The 15,502-nt window shown below is 63.5% G+C and carries 18 protein-coding genes; 12 read left to right on the forward strand and 6 right to left on the reverse strand.

What is annotated here, in order from left to right; all coding sequences use genetic code 11:
* Window positions 1-19 precede the first annotated feature (19 nt).
* The 6 genes from J3A72_RS23165 (at window position 20) to J3A72_RS11015 (ending at window position 5,009) form a co-directional block, all read left to right on the forward strand.
* The gene (locus J3A72_RS23165) at window positions 20-556 is read left to right on the forward strand and encodes a DUF4189 domain-containing protein (RefSeq protein WP_080291817.1); all 537 of its coding nucleotides are present in this window, start codon (window positions 20-22) and stop codon (window positions 554-556) included.
* A gap of 111 nt (window positions 557-667) precedes the next feature.
* Complete coding sequence (locus J3A72_RS10995) at window positions 668-1,762, forward strand: type IV secretion system protein (protein WP_345776749.1); 1,095 nt, start codon at window positions 668-670, stop codon at window positions 1,760-1,762.
* 66 nt (window positions 1,763-1,828) lie between these two features.
* The gene (locus tag J3A72_RS11000) at window positions 1,829-2,317 is read left to right on the forward strand and encodes a DUF4189 domain-containing protein (protein WP_140222893.1); all 489 of its coding nucleotides are present in this window, start codon (window positions 1,829-1,831) and stop codon (window positions 2,315-2,317) included.
* Window positions 2,318-2,768: 451 nt separating this feature from the next.
* The gene (locus tag J3A72_RS11005) at window positions 2,769-3,149 is read left to right on the forward strand and encodes a DUF4189 domain-containing protein (protein WP_230374523.1); all 381 of its coding nucleotides are present in this window, start codon (window positions 2,769-2,771) and stop codon (window positions 3,147-3,149) included.
* Window positions 3,150-3,152: 3 nt separating this feature from the next.
* Entirely contained in the window at window positions 3,153-3,629 is a 477-nt protein-coding gene (locus J3A72_RS11010; protein ID WP_075075610.1) for a DUF4189 domain-containing protein, read from the forward strand.
* Between the two features lie 366 nt (window positions 3,630-3,995).
* Window positions 3,996-5,009 (forward strand): hypothetical protein, encoded by a 1,014-nt coding sequence (locus J3A72_RS11015; protein ID WP_075075581.1) that lies wholly within the window; start codon window positions 3,996-3,998, stop codon window positions 5,007-5,009.
* 302 nt (window positions 5,010-5,311) lie between these two features.
* Here J3A72_RS11015 and J3A72_RS11020 read toward each other — a convergent pair whose 3' ends face one another.
* On the reverse strand, window positions 5,312-6,292 hold the full coding sequence (locus J3A72_RS11020; protein WP_075076136.1) for an IS5 family transposase: 981 nt from the start codon (window positions 6,290-6,292) through the stop codon (window positions 5,312-5,314).
* Window positions 6,293-6,661: 369 nt separating this feature from the next.
* Between J3A72_RS11020 and J3A72_RS11025 the strand changes: the two genes are divergently transcribed.
* From J3A72_RS11025 to J3A72_RS11035, 3 genes are all read left to right on the forward strand, one after another.
* The gene (locus J3A72_RS11025) at window positions 6,662-7,198 is read left to right on the forward strand and encodes a hypothetical protein (protein WP_014647568.1); all 537 of its coding nucleotides are present in this window, start codon (window positions 6,662-6,664) and stop codon (window positions 7,196-7,198) included.
* A 57-nt stretch (window positions 7,199-7,255) separates the two neighbouring features.
* Complete coding sequence (locus J3A72_RS11030) at window positions 7,256-8,263, forward strand: XVIPCD domain-containing protein (RefSeq protein WP_075075582.1); 1,008 nt, start codon at window positions 7,256-7,258, stop codon at window positions 8,261-8,263.
* 519 nt (window positions 8,264-8,782) lie between these two features.
* Window positions 8,783-9,628 (forward strand): hypothetical protein, encoded by an 846-nt coding sequence (locus J3A72_RS11035; RefSeq protein ID WP_230374524.1) that lies wholly within the window; start codon window positions 8,783-8,785, stop codon window positions 9,626-9,628.
* Window positions 9,629-9,682: 54 nt separating this feature from the next.
* Here the strand turns inward: J3A72_RS11035 and J3A72_RS11040 are convergent, their stop codons facing one another.
* The 3 genes from J3A72_RS11040 to J3A72_RS11050 are packed head-to-tail and all read right to left on the reverse strand — an operon-like array spanning window position 9,683 to window position 12,361.
* Window positions 9,683-11,011 carry an XVIPCD domain-containing protein gene (locus J3A72_RS11040; protein WP_075075584.1) on the reverse strand — a complete coding sequence of 443 codons (1,329 nt, stop codon included), beginning with the start codon at window positions 11,009-11,011 and terminating at the stop codon, window positions 9,683-9,685.
* A complete protein-coding gene (locus J3A72_RS11045) occupies window positions 11,008-11,661 on the reverse strand; it encodes a hypothetical protein (RefSeq protein ID WP_075075585.1) in 654 nt (217 codons plus the stop codon). Before J3A72_RS11045 ends, J3A72_RS11040 begins: the two co-directional genes overlap by 4 nt.
* Window positions 11,662-11,704: 43 nt before the next feature.
* Window positions 11,705-12,361 (reverse strand): hypothetical protein, encoded by a 657-nt coding sequence (locus J3A72_RS11050; protein WP_075075611.1) that lies wholly within the window; start codon window positions 12,359-12,361, stop codon window positions 11,705-11,707.
* A 260-nt stretch (window positions 12,362-12,621) separates the two neighbouring features.
* Between J3A72_RS11050 and J3A72_RS11055 the strand changes: the two genes are divergently transcribed.
* Complete coding sequence (locus J3A72_RS11055; protein ID WP_049441675.1) at window positions 12,622-13,128, forward strand: N-acetyltransferase; 507 nt, start codon at window positions 12,622-12,624, stop codon at window positions 13,126-13,128.
* A 33-nt stretch (window positions 13,129-13,161) separates the two neighbouring features.
* Here the strand turns inward: J3A72_RS11055 and J3A72_RS11060 are convergent, their stop codons facing one another.
* Both J3A72_RS11060 and J3A72_RS11065 read right to left on the reverse strand, forming a co-directional pair.
* Window positions 13,162-13,599 carry an acetyltransferase gene (locus J3A72_RS11060; RefSeq protein ID WP_049441672.1) on the reverse strand — a complete coding sequence of 146 codons (438 nt, stop codon included), beginning with the start codon at window positions 13,597-13,599 and terminating at the stop codon, window positions 13,162-13,164.
* A gap of 68 nt (window positions 13,600-13,667) precedes the next feature.
* Window positions 13,668-14,435 (reverse strand): NAD(P)H-dependent oxidoreductase, encoded by a 768-nt coding sequence (locus J3A72_RS11065; protein ID WP_069118271.1) that lies wholly within the window; start codon window positions 14,433-14,435, stop codon window positions 13,668-13,670.
* A gap of 78 nt (window positions 14,436-14,513) precedes the next feature.
* Here J3A72_RS11065 and J3A72_RS11070 point away from each other — a divergent pair, with 78 nt between their 5' ends.
* Together J3A72_RS11070 and tadA are read left to right on the forward strand one after the other, a co-directional pair.
* A complete protein-coding gene (locus tag J3A72_RS11070) occupies window positions 14,514-14,873 on the forward strand; it encodes a helix-turn-helix domain-containing protein (RefSeq protein ID WP_075075586.1) in 360 nt (119 codons plus the stop codon).
* A 75-nt stretch (window positions 14,874-14,948) separates the two neighbouring features.
* Entirely contained in the window at window positions 14,949-15,473 is a 525-nt protein-coding gene (tadA, locus tag J3A72_RS11075; RefSeq protein WP_014647558.1) for a tRNA adenosine(34) deaminase TadA, read from the forward strand.
* Window positions 15,474-15,502 lie beyond the last annotated feature (29 nt).

The following is a 15,502-nucleotide window of genomic DNA, read 5'->3' on the forward strand; positions in this document are numbered from 1 at the left end:
GAGTCGTCATATCATGCGCATGTATCCGTTCATTGTGTTGGCATCGTTTGGTGTTCTTGGCGCCTTTCTTCCAAATCTTGGTCGTGCAGAGGGCGGAAGTTGCCCTCCGGGCTTCTACCCAATTGGGGGGCAGGGCGCGAGCGGCTGCGCTCCAATTCCTGGCGGCGCTGCTGGATCAGGTGACCAGATACCCTTGCCGCCTCGGCCCACAGGCGAATGGATCAGCACTTGGGGAGCGATAGCGACCTCTCTTGCTACTTCCGAGGTGGGAATGGTCTCAGATATGCGATCTGCAGAGCTTGCTGCTTCTGAAGCCATGCGGCGGTGCGCTGGTGGTGGAGCACGGGATTGCAAGGTTACGGTATCCTACTCAAACCAATGCGTGGCATGGTTAGTTCCATCTGCTGATTTACCTGGAGCTCAATCTGCGGTTGGCCGTGCTCCAAAAAAGAGGATTGCGATTGCAGAAGCGCAGAGAAAGTGCGTGGATCCGAGTGGCAAAAAGTGCACCGTTTTTTACGCTGATTGCTCCGAGCCAGTTTTTCGAAAATTTTGAAAGTTGAGTTGACTCAATTGAAGTCTGTTCAACGGCGCCACGTTCGTGATCAGGCTCAATGCATGTGCGTTGGCTGGATGCTTATCTCAAAACGCCATGTGGGTCTGATCGATCGGGGACTTCGTGTTCTTCCGGTCGATCCTGTCGTATCCGCGCAAGAGGATTGACGAGTTCGGCATCGAATTGCTCGGCAACATGATGGCGTGGGTCGATAGCATCGCCCTGATACTGATGACCCTGTGGGTGCTGATTCAGGGCTTCCGGATCGTCACCGGCCGCAGTCGCGACTCCATGATGGTGCTGGTGACCAATATGGCGCGCGCGGCGTTGATTGTGAGTGTTGCCACCAGCATGGCGATGTTCGGCAGCAACCTGCAGAAATTCCTCAACGAGGACGTCAAAGGCCTGATCACCCACGTGGTGACCGGCAAGGACCAGCAGCCGGAAGACCAGATCGACAAGAGCCTGGCGTGGATGCAGGTGGCGCTGTCGAGCATTGATGGCATCAAGATCCTGAATGATCCGGGGTTGCAGGCGGACAAGACGCGGGCGCTTTGGTTCATCGGCATGGGCACGGGCGGTCCGGCCGTCACCGCTGGTGCGATGTTGCTGCTCTACGAGGTCGCGCTGGCGCTGTTCATCGGCCTGGGTCCCTTGTTCATTCTGTGTCTGCTGTTCGACCAGACCAAGCAGCTGTTCCAGCGATGGCTGTTCTACGGCATCGGCACGATGTTCTCGATGGCGGTACTGGCAGCGATGGTATCGATCGCGCTGGACATGGTGATCCGTGTCTCGACCGCGTTCTGGTCCACCGCCCTGGTCAACAAGTTCCTACTCGAAGGCGCCTCCAGCGACGGCATGACCAGCCAGGCGATGCAGCAGGGCGGCATGGGCCTGATTCTCACGACCCTGATCCTGACCGCTCCCCCAATGGCAGCGATGTTCTTCCAGGGCACGCTGGGTAGCTTCATGGCATATTCGCAGATAGGTGGCAGTCCGGTTGCTGCTGCGCCGGGACCTAATGGACAGCCGCCGGGTAGCTATTACACGCCGGATAAGCCATCTAGTAATACAAGTGCACCCACCAACATTCAGGATGCGACAGCTGGGATATCGCGCATGACATTGCCGCAGAACTCCACTTTGGGGACCAGGATACGGGCCTTCGAGGGGCGAATCGCTAGCCTTCTTGTTGGGAATCCTTAACTTGAGTTGGCTTCATTACATGGCTATTGAGTAGAGTTCATGAATTTTGGAAAATTCGTTCTGCCGATGCTTCTGTTCGCCTTGCCTGTACTCGCATATGCAGAGGGCCGCTGTCCACCTGGTCAGTATCCGATTGGTGGCCAAGGGGTTGGTGGCTGTGCTCCAATCCCCGGGGGCGTGGGTGGAACTGAACCACCGAGTCCTAGGGCGACCGGGCGCTGGATAAAAACATGGGGGGCCATCTCTCGTTCGGTTGCAACGGGTGACGTCGGTGCATCGGTTGGGAAACGTGCGAAGGCAGAAGCTGTCGCGGAAGCTCAATCTCGATGCGCAGCTTATGGCGCGCAGGACTGCGCTGTGGGTCTTATGTACAAGAATCAGTGTGCTGCCTTGGCAGCTCCCGAGCCGGGTTCTGGCGGAAAGATATCAATGGCAGGTGGTTCTTCGAGAGAGGTTGCTACTGAGGCAGTTTTGAAGTATTGCGCAGAAAATGGTGGCGGAACTTGTACAATTAAGTACACCGATTGCAGTGAGCCCCTGTTCGAAGCATTCTGAGTTTCCTTTGGATTTGACTGGGATTTCATTCGGCGGCTTTGTCAATCACCCCGACTTTCCTAGACACATTGCAGCCATAATTCAAAGCAGCACTAGGGATGCTCTGAACAACCCTCGTTGCGCGCAGCATTTCTGAAGCCTCGGCTTTCCAGAGCCGGCAGTCGCAGAAGTACTACCCTGTTTTGCCGCGGCCAACAAGCATGCCTGTCATTCCAATTGCTAAGGATGGAAATAGCTTGACCGACGGGAAGTTCGGATCTGCCCGTTAAGTAAAACTCTCTGCTTTTGGTGTTAGGAGATTCCCGATATGAGGCGTTCAATAGCAGCATATTTGGTCGCAGCAATTGTGGTGGCGGGTACTGCGCTCACGTCTGAGTCGGTCCGGGCCGAGGGGCGGTGTCCACCTGGTCAGTATCCCATCGGTGGCCAGGGTGTTGGTGGGTGTGCTCCTATGTCTGGCGGCGCAGCTGCCGCGGATACTGGGCCCAAAGCAACCGGCCGTTGGATAAAGACTTGGGGTGCCATTGCGCTATCCCCAAGCGGCGCATCCGGTGCGTCGTCAGGAAAAAAGAGTAAGTCTTTGGCTGCGATGGAGGCCGAAGCAGTCTGTGCGCAAGGGGGGGCTAGCGGCTGCAAAGTTGCTTTTACCTATAAGAATCAGTGCGCAGTTGCAGTGGTGCCCAAGTCGGGGACAGGGGGAACTCTTTTCAGTAGCTCGCCGACAGTTGAAGAATCAAAAGCCCGTGCATTGAAACAATGTGAGAATGGCGGAGGCAGCGATTGCCAGGTGATCTTCGAGAATTGCGCTGAACCTGAATTTCAGGAATTCTAGTTGATGAGCGCTGGGGAGTGCTCGCTGGGGCTCTTCAGATGTCCTCTTGGGCAGTACCCGATCGGCGGGCAGGGTGCGGGTGGCTGTGCCCCGATTCCAGCCTCTCATGGTGAGGGGAGTTGCGGGCCGCGTGCGATAGGTAAGTGGATCAAAGCCTGGGGAGCCATATCCCGTTCTGTTGCGACCGGTGATGTGGGAGCTTCGGTTGGAAAGAGATCAAAGGCCGAGGCTGTCGCTGAGGCTCAGTCCCGGTGTGCGACATATGGTGCGAAGGATTGCACTGTAGGGATAACGTATAAGAACCAGTGCGTCGCTTACGCGGATCCGGCTCCGGGCTCTAAAGGCTTGATTTCAATCGCCGGCGGCCCAGCGAGAGAGGCTGCTTCCACTGAGGTTCTGAAGTACTGTGCTGCTCACGGCGGTGGGCAGTGCACGATCAAGTACACCGATTGCAGTGAGCCGATCTTCCAAGAATTCTGATTGCTCGATGGAGCTGCGTTGATACATCCGACGTCCAGCGTCTATCGCATTCTGGCAGATTGGTGGTATCTGTCTCTAGGTGAGACTGCTGCTTGGCGCTTGAGTCACGTAGGTAGCCACTCATGGTGATTGCGCTTTTTTTCAATCAAGATCGCCTCTCAATCCAAGTTCCGTTAGGCGACCAATCCCTCCTCGAAGTAGGGTGCGTTCGCGTCAAAAATGTTGACGCTTCAGCCCCTCATTTGCTCTCGCTTGATGCGCGGGCTTTGCGCTTAGGTGGGCGTCCCTCGATGCGACGCGCCAGACCGTGCTATAAGGCCCCATTCGCGATGCCGTAGGTCTTCGCGCCATTCGAAGGAACGAATCATGCCGAATCCCGGCCGTGTTGCCTCGCTGATTGGCGGACTGCTGTTCGCCTCGTCGGCCCATGCCGCTGATAGCTGGGTCATCTTCACCGGTGGCGAAACGCCGAACCGCGAGGCGTGGGTGGTCGATGCACAATCGCTCGCCGACCGCTCGGATCTGGTCGGTTTTCTGCAGCGTGCCACGCCGGCAGAGCAGAACGCGTACCTGAAGCAGTTGCGCCGCAGGGAGCCGGCGAAGCCCGGTGACCCAGTTGCGGGTCCGGAGCCGGTGTACGAAATCCAGGTCAATACCGTCTACGAGAACGCGACCAAACCGAATCGACTGGTCAGAAAGTACTGGGTGAACTGTTCACAGAACAGCGTGGCCATCAGGACGAGTCTGATCCAGTGGCGCGATCGGCCAATGGAGAACGTCCCGCCGGATAAGTTCGAACCGCAGGCCGAGGCGATTGCTCCCTGGCAGGTGCAACTGGTGCGGTTTGCCTGTCTAGTTGGGCCTGATCCCAAGGCCAAGGTGCCAGCGGAAATGATGAAGCGTGGCTTCCTTTCCATCGGTGACGTCGGGCAATCGCCTGTGGATTTCATCTGGGCCAGCCTGTGGAAGGACGGCAAACGTCCAGCATTCACCTATCTGCCGGGCAACGCTGAAATGGATCGTACTGTGCGTAGCCTGGAAGCGACTGTGGCGCGCGGCCAGAGTGAAACCAGCAAAGCTCTGGATGAGTCGCGGCGCGCAGCCAACCGAGTGGGTCGCAACAATCTCATGGACCTGTGGATCGGCAAGACAGAGCAGGAATTCGTGCGGACGTGGGGCCCACCGGATCGTGTGGAGAACGGGGCCGATGGTTCGCGCACGTTGTACTTGCATCGTGGCGAGCGTGTGCAGGGATTGAATGCTTATGGGCATGTCGTCAGTGACGTAAACAATCGATGCGATATCACGGTGCTGACGACGGACGGCTACGTCCGCGACTACGCCACACAGGGGGCCGCATGCGCCCAGCAGTTGCGCTGAGCGCGATTGCTGGCCACGACGCGAGGAAGCATGGCTTGTGCTGGGCCCCGCACCCGTCGACTTAAGCGGCGTAGGCTTTCCGTGCAACATCGCCCCGGCCGGACCAGACCGTATGTGGGAATGCGAGCCATACCTGCGGTGCCATCCACCGCGTGTCTGATTGTCGGATAAGCCACCATTCACGTTAAGGAGGGTCTGAACAACGCACTCTGACACTTGGATTTCAGCGTCAGAGCGCCGGACCAGCGTCGATTTGATCAATTTCCCGCCCTTTCAGGCGGTTTCTGGCGGGTTTTCCCGCCTTACAGGCGCACCACCCCCATCGCCGGCAACAGGCGCCGGCGCGCCATCCACAGGTTCGACAGCGCGAACAGCGTCAGCACCTGCGCCGCGTTCTTCGCCAGGCCGCGGTAGCGCACCTTCGTGTAGCCGAACTGGCGCTTGATCACCCGGAACGGATGCTCGACCTTCGCGCGCAGGCTCGCCTTGTACCGCTCCCAGCGCTCGGTGTAACGCCGCTCGCGCGGGTTCTTCATCGCCCGCAACTTCGACGGCTTCTCCGCGATCAGGAAGCCGGCCTCCACATCCTTCAACTCTTCACGCTTGTCGGCACCGGTATAGCCGCTGTCGCCACAGATCGTGTCTTCCCGGCCGTGCAGCAGCCTGTGTACCCGGGTCACGTCGGCCACGTTCGCCGCCGTGCACTCGACGTGGTGCACCAGGCCGGATTCATCATCGACGCCGATGTGCGCCTTCATGCCGAAGTGCCACTGGTTGCCCTTCTTCGTCTGGCACATTTCCGGATCGCGCTTGCCTTCGGCGTTCTTCGTCGAGCTCGGCGCGGCGATGATCGTCGCGTCCACGATCGTGCCCGCGTGCAGGCTCAGGCCCTTGCGCGCCAGATGCGCATTCACCCGCTCGAAGATCCGCCCGGCCAGGCCGTGGGTTTCCAGCAACCGGCGGAAGTGGAGGATCGTGGTCTCGTCGGGAATCGCGTCCACGCCGCCCAACCGCGCGAACCGGCGCATCACCGGCGTGTCGTACAAGGCCTCTTCCATCGCCGGGTCGCTGAGCGCGTACCACTGCTGCAGGAAATGGATGCGCAGCATCGTCGCCAGCGGGTACGGCTGGCGGCCGGGACGGCCCAGCTTCGGGTAGTGCGGCTCGATCAGCGCCAGCAGCGCCTGCCACGGCACCACCTGCTCCATCTCGGCCAGGAAGATCTCCCGCCGCGTGCGCTTGCGCTGGCCCAGGGTCTCGGCATCACCGAACGTCAGCTGCATCGATCGTCACCCCAATCTGGTGCGCTATTGTCGCCTGCAGCAGCGGAGTTGTTCAGACCTTCCTTAACCGCGCTGTTTCTGTGATCAAGTGCGCTTTTCATCCCAAGCACCCTTCGACGAGCGCTGCCTCCTCGAAGTAAGCTGCGTGCGCGTCAAAATCCCGACGCGCCGGTGCCATCGAACACAGGAGCTTTTCCGTCCATGAGGACTGTGTCCCCCCGCGGTGCGGGTGACGCTTGCCACCATCGCGGTTGCCGTGGGCTCGGGGCTATCATCCGCCATGGCGGCCGCAGGGCACGTGCGAGGCATCGCCCCGTTTCCGGCCTCCGCTCGGGAACTGGCAAGACGGGATTGAAGGAGTTGCAGGGGATGGAGAAGGGGAGTGGCACGCACATGGACAATGCCCTGGCGTTCGTTCCGTCCGGCGCGAACCTGCTGGAAGCCGTACGCGGCGATCTGACCGGTAATGGTTTCCAGGACCAGCTCCTGGTGATCGACCAACCTCCTCCGGAGGGCTTGCTGCCCGGCGAGCACGGACCGAACCGGGTCCTGTTGTTGCTGCTGGGCGATGCCACGGGCCGCTGGCAGCTGGCGGCACGCAACGACAAGCTGGTGCCGTGCTCAACGCGCGGTGGCATTGCCGGTGATCCCTTCGCCTACGTGACGATTGAAGACGGCGCGTTCAGCGTGATCACCAACGGCGGGAGCCGCGAACGCTGGAGCAGCATCTACACCTTCCGGTATGCACCTGCCGAGCAGGCGTGCTGGGTGCATGGCGTGCAGCGCAAGGTGGTGGACACCGAAACCGAAGCAACCCACACGCGCGATTTCTCCGCGGCCGAGCTTGGCCGGGTGCGGTTCGAGGATTTCGATCCGTCCGTCGTCGCCGACGTGAGCTTGCCTTGAGTGCCATGCCTGTGAGGAGGCGGGAGTATCCAACGATGATCGAGCAGGAGTTTCACCGTGTCGCAGGATAGGGAGTCGTTGCTGTTGCGGCAGGCCACGGAGGCCGGCATGACTTCGTCCCGGGAACTGGCCAACTTCATGGCGCAGGCCGGGCATGAATCCCGTGGCTTGAGCCGTCTCAACGAGAGTTTCAACTTCACCCGGGGCATCTCGCAGATCCCGGTGGAAGCAGCGTGGCGCAATGGCAACGGCGCGCTTGAGAGCGCCCGCCAGGAGGCGCTGCGTGGGCGGCCGGAGAACCTGGCCGAACTGATGTATGGCGGGCGCATGGGCAATGACGCGCCCGGTGATGCACTGAAGTATCACGGCCGTGGCTATCTGCCGCTGGTCGGCAAGGAGAATTACGAGCGTGCCGGCAAGGCGCTGGACCTGGACCTGGTGAATCAGCCGGAGCTGGCCGCGCAACCCGAGCACGCAGGCCGTATTGCCGTGTGGCAGTGGCAGACGCGGGTGCCGGAAGCGGCGCGCGAGGACGTGCGCGAAGCGACGCGTGCCCTGAATGGCGCGCTCAACGGCATCGAAGCCCGCCAGCAGCGTTTTGACGTGTGGCAGCAGAAGCTGACCCCCGATGTGATGGCGCGCCTGGAGCGTGGCGAAGTGGGGGCGCCTGCCCAGCCCACAACGGGACGCGACATGTCGCAACCGGGCGAGCCGGGATACACGCTGTTCTCGGGAGCGCGCCAGCACCTGCAGCAGATGGGGCCGCAAAGCGGTCTGCGCAGCGTGCAGGAACTGGACAATGCCGCCGGCGCACTGGCGCTGAGCGCGCAGAAGGCGGGGATGTCGCGCATCGATCATCTCCTGGCGGGTAATGACGGTCGCACGCTGTTTGCTGTACAGGGCGCGCTGGGCGATCCGGCCATGCTGCGCGCATCGGTCGATCGCGAACAGGCGGCGCAGCAGCCGCTGGCGCAGAGCAGCCAGCAATTGGCTGCCAATGTCGCCCAGCAGGACCCGGCGGCCGCGCTCGCCCGCGAGCAGGAGCAGCGTTCTCGATCCCTGTAACACCGATGCCGGCGGGCAGGGTGCCCGCTGGCGCTTTACGTACGACGCGTGGCGCCCTGTGGCGCCGACATGGAAACCCACCCGTAAGGACACCACATGCGAATCGTTCCCCCGAATGCCCGCCACGCCGCTGCCCGCTGCAATGCACCCGTGCGCCGCCTGCCGCCGCTCTGGCTGCTGTCACTTGGACTTGCCGCAGCGTCGGCACAGGCTCAGGAGGCAGCGGCGCCCGTCGTGGAGACGCGCCCCGCTGCCGAGGCTACCGTTGAGGCGCCTGCAGGGGCGGCGCCCGTTGCAGCGCCCGCGGCGGCCGACGCCGTTGTCGCGGCGCCGGCTCCCGAAGTACCGGCTGCCGCGACACCCCCTGCGACACCGGTGGTGGACACGCAGCCGGCGCCGGCTGCGGACCCGGCGCCTGCGCCCCTTCCGCCCGCAGCGGCGGCGCCTGTGGCTGCACCGCCTACAGTCGTCGAGTCAGCGGTCCCGGCGGTAGCGCCGGCACCGCCTGCATTGGCCATCGTGCCGTTGCCGCCCGAGCAGGCGACCGAGCGTGCGCTCGGTGCCCGCTGCCCGGTGGATCTGGCCGGGCGGCTGGCGAGCCAGGGCGACCTGCTTATCGGCGCCTGCCAGGGCACCATGCCGGCGCATCTGGCTGCGATGCTGGTCGCGCTGCCCGAGCAGGACATCCACCTGCCGCGCAGCTGGCGCGAGCGTGAGGTGCGGCAGAAGGCCTGGTTCAAGGCGGTGCCGGGCTACGGCCAGCGCCCGGACTTCATCGTGCGGATGGGCGACATCTGGGTGCGCTCGTTGGAAGGGCGCGACGCCGACAGCACGTTCTACCTGGTGTCGGCGCCGTTCACCTGCAGCGACCAGGTCGCCAACCGGGATGAGTACGGCGCGGAGCCGGTCCGCGTGCCAGCGGGTGAATGCCGCGAGGCCTATGTGGCCCAGCGTGTGTACCAGGTCCGCGGGGATGCGGCGCCGAGGGATGTAACCACCGATGCCATGCCGGCCATGCCGCAGCAGGCGGAAGCTGATCGTGCGCGCCAGCTCTCGCGTGAGGGACGGATCAGCCTGGACCACAGCAAGTTGCAGTATGGCCCGGTCATGCGCTGGTTCGTGCAGTATCCGGAGTCGGCGCAGAAGGGTGGTCCGCGCGCCTACGGTGACTGGAACCGCGAGCACATCGCGTTCGTGGTCTGGACCGGCGATCGCTTCGAGCTGCGCGACAAAGTCGCGCGGGCGCAGTGGCCCTGTGATCCGGTGGCGCCCGGCGATCGCGCCTGCGGTGGATTCCCGGATTCCGGGCCGGATCTGTTCGTGACGGCCGGAGCATCGCTGCCGGTGGCGGCCTCCAGCCCCTGAACCAGAGTGCCGATGTACAACGGGAGCCGGAAAGACCGGCTCCCGTGCTGTCCATCAGGCCTGCAGGCTGCGGGTCTGGTTCTGCTGCTGTTCCAGCTGCTGGTCGCGCTCCAGTGCAAGGCGCTGACCTGCGGCCTGCTGGTCGATGCGCTGGCTGCTCTGTTCCAGCGGTGTGTTCATCGCCACCGCCGTATCCACTGACACGCGGAGGTGGGCCGGGTCACCGCCCTGGCCCTGCACGGCGAAGCTGCGCGAGGCATCGGCATTCATGACCACCTCGTCGATGCGCTTGCCGCCCGCCGCATGCATTTCGGCGGCCAGGCTGCCGGCCAGTTGCGTGCTCATTACGTCCGGTACCCGGCCGACGCGGACGTCCTGCGCGTGCACGCCACGGATCGCGTCGTTGAACAGTGGGTTGCCCACATGGTTGGCGTCGTCCATGCGCAGCATGCTGGTGTGATGGCCGTTCTTCTCCGCTTCGCGGCGTGCCGGCTCACCGGGCTGCAGCGGGCCGCGGATATGGTCGTACAGATCGACGGCGCCGCCCGGAATGCCGCGCGCCGCGCGGGTGACACCACGGCGCAGTGATTCAACGTCGTCGCGGTACTCCTCGATCATCCTGGCGTTGTCTTTTGCCAGCTTCTGCGTTTCCGGGTGTTGCAGCACCGAGCCGTCACCGAGGAAGTTGCCCAGCTTGTGCGCACCGAACGAGCTGCCTGCGGCGATGATCGGCCGGTCGGGGATCAGGGCGCGCAACGAATGATTGCTGAAGCCGTTCGCGGCAAGCGTGCTGATTTCATTTGGCCGGGCGTAGATGCGCACCTGGCCGAAGTGCGGCGACGCCGCGCTGACCGGATCGGAGGCCATGACATGGTTGATCATGGTGTTGCCGCCTTCCGGGATGCGGTAGCTGAGGCTGACCGCGCCATAGGCGTTGAAGGTCTCGCCCTTGACGTTGAAATGGTGCGAGGTGATCTGGGCCAGAGCGCCGCCGAGGGAGTGACCGGTGACGGTGACCTGGGGGGCATGTCCGCCATTCAAGCGTCCCTGCAATGCGGCAGTTTCGAGTGTTCGCTGTGTCAACGCGATCGCGTCCGGCGCCTGCACATTGGTGCGCGCAACCACCATGCCGCCATCGGTCAGAATCGCGTCGCGAGCTATCTGCTCGGTGCCACGATGCGCAATGACGATCTCTTTGCTGTCTACGCGCTGATAGACGGTCCCTTGATAGCCGTTGAGACGATTATTGACATGCTCAAGAATCTTGTACTCATGGCCGTTTAAGGTGACTTTCTCTTCTTGGCCGGGTTCACGTCGGCCGACGGCCCGATCCTTGTAGGCGTCATCAGATAACGCAGCGTAATCCTGGGAGGTGATGGTCACGGCGCCACCTCACTTGCGGAGAGGGTGATCGTAAACAGCTTGTCCTGAAGATCAGGGGCGTAATTGCTGCGATCGGGTTCGCCACTGGCGGGGAAATTGGGAACGCGATCTGCCTTCGGATAGACCAGATCCGGATAGTAGAGCGTATGCGCGCAACCTTCGGTCAGTGGCTTGGCGTCAACGAAGGTTAGGAAGCGGGTCTCTTCTTCAGCGCCCGTTGCCTTCAACATCGCCCCAGCGCCAGTGAACTCCCAACGGCACACGCCGCGGCCGTAGTAGTCTTCATCCAGCATGCGATCCACATACAGCGTGCCGCGGTACTCGCCATCAGCGACCTTGCGCAGTTCCACCGGTTCCTGGCTGGTAATCCGTGCAGCCGTGCCGGTGGCCGGCTCGATATAGCCACACTGGTCTTCGTTGGTGACGTCGTATTGCGCGACACCTTCGACCACCGCGAAATCGCCCGGGGCGTCCTTCAGGCGCAGCACCAGTTCATAGGCCTTGCGCGGGCTGGGGTTGAGCTTGGCGAGGCCGCGCCCACCCTGGGCGACATCGGCTTCAGCAGCGGCACGTTCCTGGTTCATGGCGGTCTCCGGATGGCAGGCGGTCAACAGAAGCAGAGCAAGGCACGGAATCATCTTGTGGCGCAATGTCGGCCTCCTGGTGTGTAGGGGGAAATGTGGCACTGGCAGCTCATGGCGCGAGCGTCCGCACAGTGGTTGTGGTCGAGAACAGCGCGTCGCGCAGTTCCTCCTTGTAGGCCGACGGATCTTCTTTGCCGCTGGCAGGGAAGTTGGCAGCGAGCTCGGCGCGGGGATAAGCAGTCTTCGGATAGTAGAGAGTCAACGGCGATCCCGCGTCCATGCGCTTCCTGTCGATGAACGTCAGGAATCGCGTATCAGCTTCGCCGGTCGTGGCACGCAACATCGCGCCAACGCCGGTCAGCGTCCAGTGGCACGTACCGCGATCGTAATAGTCCTGGTCCTGCATGCGGTCGAGGTAGAACGTACCGCGGTATTCGTTCTCGCCCGTCCTGCGCAGTTCCACCGGTTCCTGGCTGGTGATGCGGCTGGCCGTGCCGGTGGACCAGATGACCCTCCCGCAGTCTCCGTAGTTGCTCACGTCATACTGGGCCACGCCCTCAACAACCGCGAACGGGCCTGGCGCGCCCTTCAGTGTCAGCACCAGCTCATAGGCCTGCTTCGGCGCCGGGTTGAGTTTGGCCAGGCCGCGTCCACCCGCGGCGACGTCGCGCTCGGCATCGGCGTAGGGCGAGCATGCCGCCAGCAGGACGAGGGCGAGCACTGCCAGCAGCGGCCGTCCCCTGTGTGCGAGGTGCGCTACACCCATGGCCCGATCCTGCATCGTGCGTCCATGTCCATCTATCCTTCCTGGGTGGCAGGTTTCTCGATTATGGAACGTGCCGGGAGCCCTGTGCCACCCCTTGGAGACGGATTTTTGACGCTCCCGGGGCGCGCCGCCGGCAGATCGCTTGCCGCACAGGGCATCCGATCGTCGCGTTGGCTCTGACGCCGGACGCAGGTTCGCAGCTGAATCCGTGACCGGAATCGATCATTCACATGTCCATCACTTCATCAAAGGTGTTGTCCTTGAACTGCACGATCCGCCCTGAAACCCGCGAAGACCACGCGGTCATCCATGCACTCACCGAGGCGGCCTTCCGCGAAGCCCCGCACAGCAGCCACACCGAGCAGTTCATTGTGGATGCGCTGCGTTCGCGTGGAGAGCTGAGTCTTTCGCTGGTCGCCGAGAAGGACGGACAGGTCGTCGGGCACATCGCGCTGTCGCCGGTGACGATCAGCGATGGCAGCACCGGCTGGTTCGGCCTCGGGCCAATCTCGGTGCTGCCGGACTGGCAGGGGCAGGGCATCGGTGCGGCGCTGATGCACGCGGCGCTCGGCGCATTGCGTGAGCAGGGGGCACAGGGCTGCGTATTGCTGGGAGAACCCGCGTATTACGGTCGATTCGGATTCCGCGCCGAGCCGGGCCTGGTGCTGCCGGGTGTGCCGCCAGAGTACTTCCAGGCGCTGTGCCTGCGGCCACCGATGGCGCAGGGAGAGGTGCAGTACTCGCCGGCATTCGAGGCCACGGCCTGATGATCGGGGCGGGCCTCGAACATCCGTCGAATGTCAGCCGTTGTACCGGAGATGAATCAGGGGATACGGGCGGCCCTGCGAATCCAGCGGTGAACGTCCGGTTTCGACGAAGCCCATGCGCTGGTAGAAGCCGACGGCCTGCGCGTTCTGTTCGTTGACGTCGGTACTCAGCTGCGGATGCAGGGCCAGCGCGTGCTGCAGCAACTGCCGGCCGATACCGGTGCCGCGTACGTCCGGATCGATGAACAGCGCTTCCATGTGCGTGCCGTCGATCAGCATGAAGCCAAGGGGGCGGTCCTGAGCGTCGACGGCCACGGTCATCGGAGCCTGCGGCAGGAAGCCGGCGACTTCGGCATCGATGGCCTGGCGGTCGTCGGCGCTGAGGAAGTTGTGGGTGGCGTCGACGGCGCGGCGCCAGAGGTCGACGAGGGCGGCGCCGTCGTCGGCGCGCGAGGGACGGAGGGTGGTCATGAGTTCACCAAGGTGCTTGCAAAGAGCGCGTAGTATGGCGCGTCCCGACCCAGCGCGCAGGCGTGGATTCATCCGGTGTTGCGATGGCGGATGAAGGGGCTGTAGGCAGTGGCCTCCGCGCGCAGCACCACGCCATCCTCGAAATCGCCGCTGTCGTTGAAGGGCACGGTGGGCCACCGCGGCCATTGCGCCAGGCGTTCGCGGTAGTAGTGGGTTGCTGCAGCCAATGCCTCGTCGTGTGCCTGCACGCGCTCCGCTGCCAGCCCGGAACGCACGCCATGCACCAGATGCGGCTCCAGCACGTCGAAGCCGACGTAGCGCAGGCTGTACATCAAGGGCCACAGCAACAACCGGGTATCTCCCTCGCGGCCGTCGACGGCGCAGGCCCGTGCCGATGAGCCGGTGGTGACGCTCAGCAACGCACGCTTGCCGCGCATCGCGCCGTGCTCGTGGCGCAGGCGGCTGTTGTACATCGGCCCGTAGACCAGCACGCGATCCAGCCAGCCCTTGAGGATTGCCGGCGGCGCGAACCACCACAGCGGGAACTGCAGGATGACCAGATCCGCGGCCTGCAGCAGCTGCAGATGGCGCTGCACATCGGCGGGCAGCCGACCCTGTTCGGCGCCGTGGCGTTGTTCGCGCTGGGCATCGAAACGGCCGGGCTGCAAGCGACTTGAATGATGGCGGGCCGCTTCCAGCGGATCGAAGCCCTCTGCATACAGGTCGACCACGTCCACCTGCAGCGCGTCATGCCGCAGCTGTTCGGCGGCCTGTGCGGCCAGGTGGGCGTTGAAGGAGCGGGGTTCGGGATGGGCAAGCAGGATCAGGGCGCGCATGGGGCGAGGTGTTCGAGGAGTGTGCGACCATCCTCGCGGCGCCGGTATGCCCCGGCAATTACGCACCTTGAGGTAACCATGGCCTACCCGGGCGATGTCTATGCCGCCGATTGCTCGGCACGCGATGCGCTGGCGCTGATCTCCGGCAAGTGGGTGATGCTGCTGTTGCGGGCGCTGGCGCAGGGCCCGCAACGCAATGGCGCGCTGCTGAGGAAGATCGAAGGCATCTCGCAGAAGGTGTTGACCCAGACCCTGCGGCAGCTGGAGCGCAATGGCCTGGTCGAGCGGTGTGAGCGGGGCAGCAAGCCACTGCATGTGGAATACCGGCTGACCGAGGTCGCACATGGACTGGTTGACACGCTGTCCGCCCTGGATCGTTGGGCCGAGCACAACTTCCCGGCGCTGGACGCCGCCCGCGAGCGCTTCGACGCACGTTAGCGGCGCCTGCACGGCCGCGGGCGTACAATGCGACCCCGGCGGCCATCCTGGCCCTGCAGACACGCGAGAACCGCCATGACCGACGCCCTGGGTGTACCGGTGCACGACGCCGATGAACACTGGATGCGCCATGCGCTGGCGCTGGCCGAGCGTGCGCAGCGCGAGTACGACGAGATCCCCGTTGGTGCGGTACTGGTGGGCGCCGATGGCCAGCTGCTGGGCGAGGGCTGGAACCTCAACATCGCCTCGCACGATCCCAGTGCGCATGCCGAGATCGTGGCCATGCGGGCCGGTGGCACGCGGCTGGCCAATCATCGGCTGCTCGGCAGCACCCTGTACGTGACCCTGGAACCGTGCGCGATGTGCGCGATGGCCATCGTGCATGCACGCGTTGCCCGCCTGGTCTACGGCGCCAGCGACCCCAAGACCGGCGCCTGCGGCAGCGTGTTCGACCTGCTGGGCGATGCCCGCCACAACCACCGGGTGGAGATCCACGGTGGGGTGCTGGCCAAGGAGGCCAGCATGCGCCTGACCAATTATTTCCGTGCCAAGCGTGGCAAGCCGCCGCTGCTGCTGGAAGACCATGCCGGCGAGGCCTGAGGGGGCGAACCGGTATGATGGGCGCCTCT

Source organism: Stenotrophomonas sp. PvP093 (assembly GCF_017876915.1).
GTDB classification, from domain to species: domain Bacteria; phylum Pseudomonadota; class Gammaproteobacteria; order Xanthomonadales; family Xanthomonadaceae; genus Stenotrophomonas; species Stenotrophomonas muris.

What these genes read in the sequence shown, in the direction of transcription:
- J3A72_RS23165 (WP_080291817.1), top strand. Translation starts at nt 20, where the DNA reads ATGTATCCGTTCATTGTGTTGGCATCGTTTGGTGTTCTTGGCGCCTTT.
- J3A72_RS11000 (WP_140222893.1), top strand. Translation starts at nt 1,829, where the DNA reads ATGCTTCTGTTCGCCTTGCCTGTACTCGCATATGCAGAGGGCCGCTGT.
- J3A72_RS11005 (WP_230374523.1), top strand. Translation starts at nt 2,769, where the DNA reads ATGTCTGGCGGCGCAGCTGCCGCGGATACTGGGCCCAAAGCAACCGGC.
- J3A72_RS11010 (WP_075075610.1), top strand. Translation starts at nt 3,153, where the DNA reads ATGAGCGCTGGGGAGTGCTCGCTGGGGCTCTTCAGATGTCCTCTTGGG.
- J3A72_RS11015 (WP_075075581.1), top strand. Translation starts at nt 3,996, where the DNA reads ATGCCGAATCCCGGCCGTGTTGCCTCGCTGATTGGCGGACTGCTGTTC.
- J3A72_RS11020 (WP_075076136.1), bottom strand. Translation starts at nt 6,292, where the DNA reads ATGCAGCTGACGTTCGGTGATGCCGAGACCCTGGGCCAGCGCAAGCGC.
- J3A72_RS11025 (WP_014647568.1), top strand. Translation starts at nt 6,662, where the DNA reads ATGGAGAAGGGGAGTGGCACGCACATGGACAATGCCCTGGCGTTCGTT.
- J3A72_RS11050 (WP_075075611.1), bottom strand. Translation starts at nt 12,361, where the DNA reads ATGGGTGTAGCGCACCTCGCACACAGGGGACGGCCGCTGCTGGCAGTG.
- J3A72_RS11060 (WP_049441672.1), bottom strand. Translation starts at nt 13,599, where the DNA reads ATGACCACCCTCCGTCCCTCGCGCGCCGACGACGGCGCCGCCCTCGTC.
- J3A72_RS11065 (WP_069118271.1), bottom strand. Translation starts at nt 14,435, where the DNA reads ATGCGCGCCCTGATCCTGCTTGCCCATCCCGAACCCCGCTCCTTCAAC.
- J3A72_RS11070 (WP_075075586.1), top strand. Translation starts at nt 14,514, where the DNA reads ATGGCCTACCCGGGCGATGTCTATGCCGCCGATTGCTCGGCACGCGAT.
- tadA (WP_014647558.1), top strand. Translation starts at nt 14,949, where the DNA reads ATGACCGACGCCCTGGGTGTACCGGTGCACGACGCCGATGAACACTGG.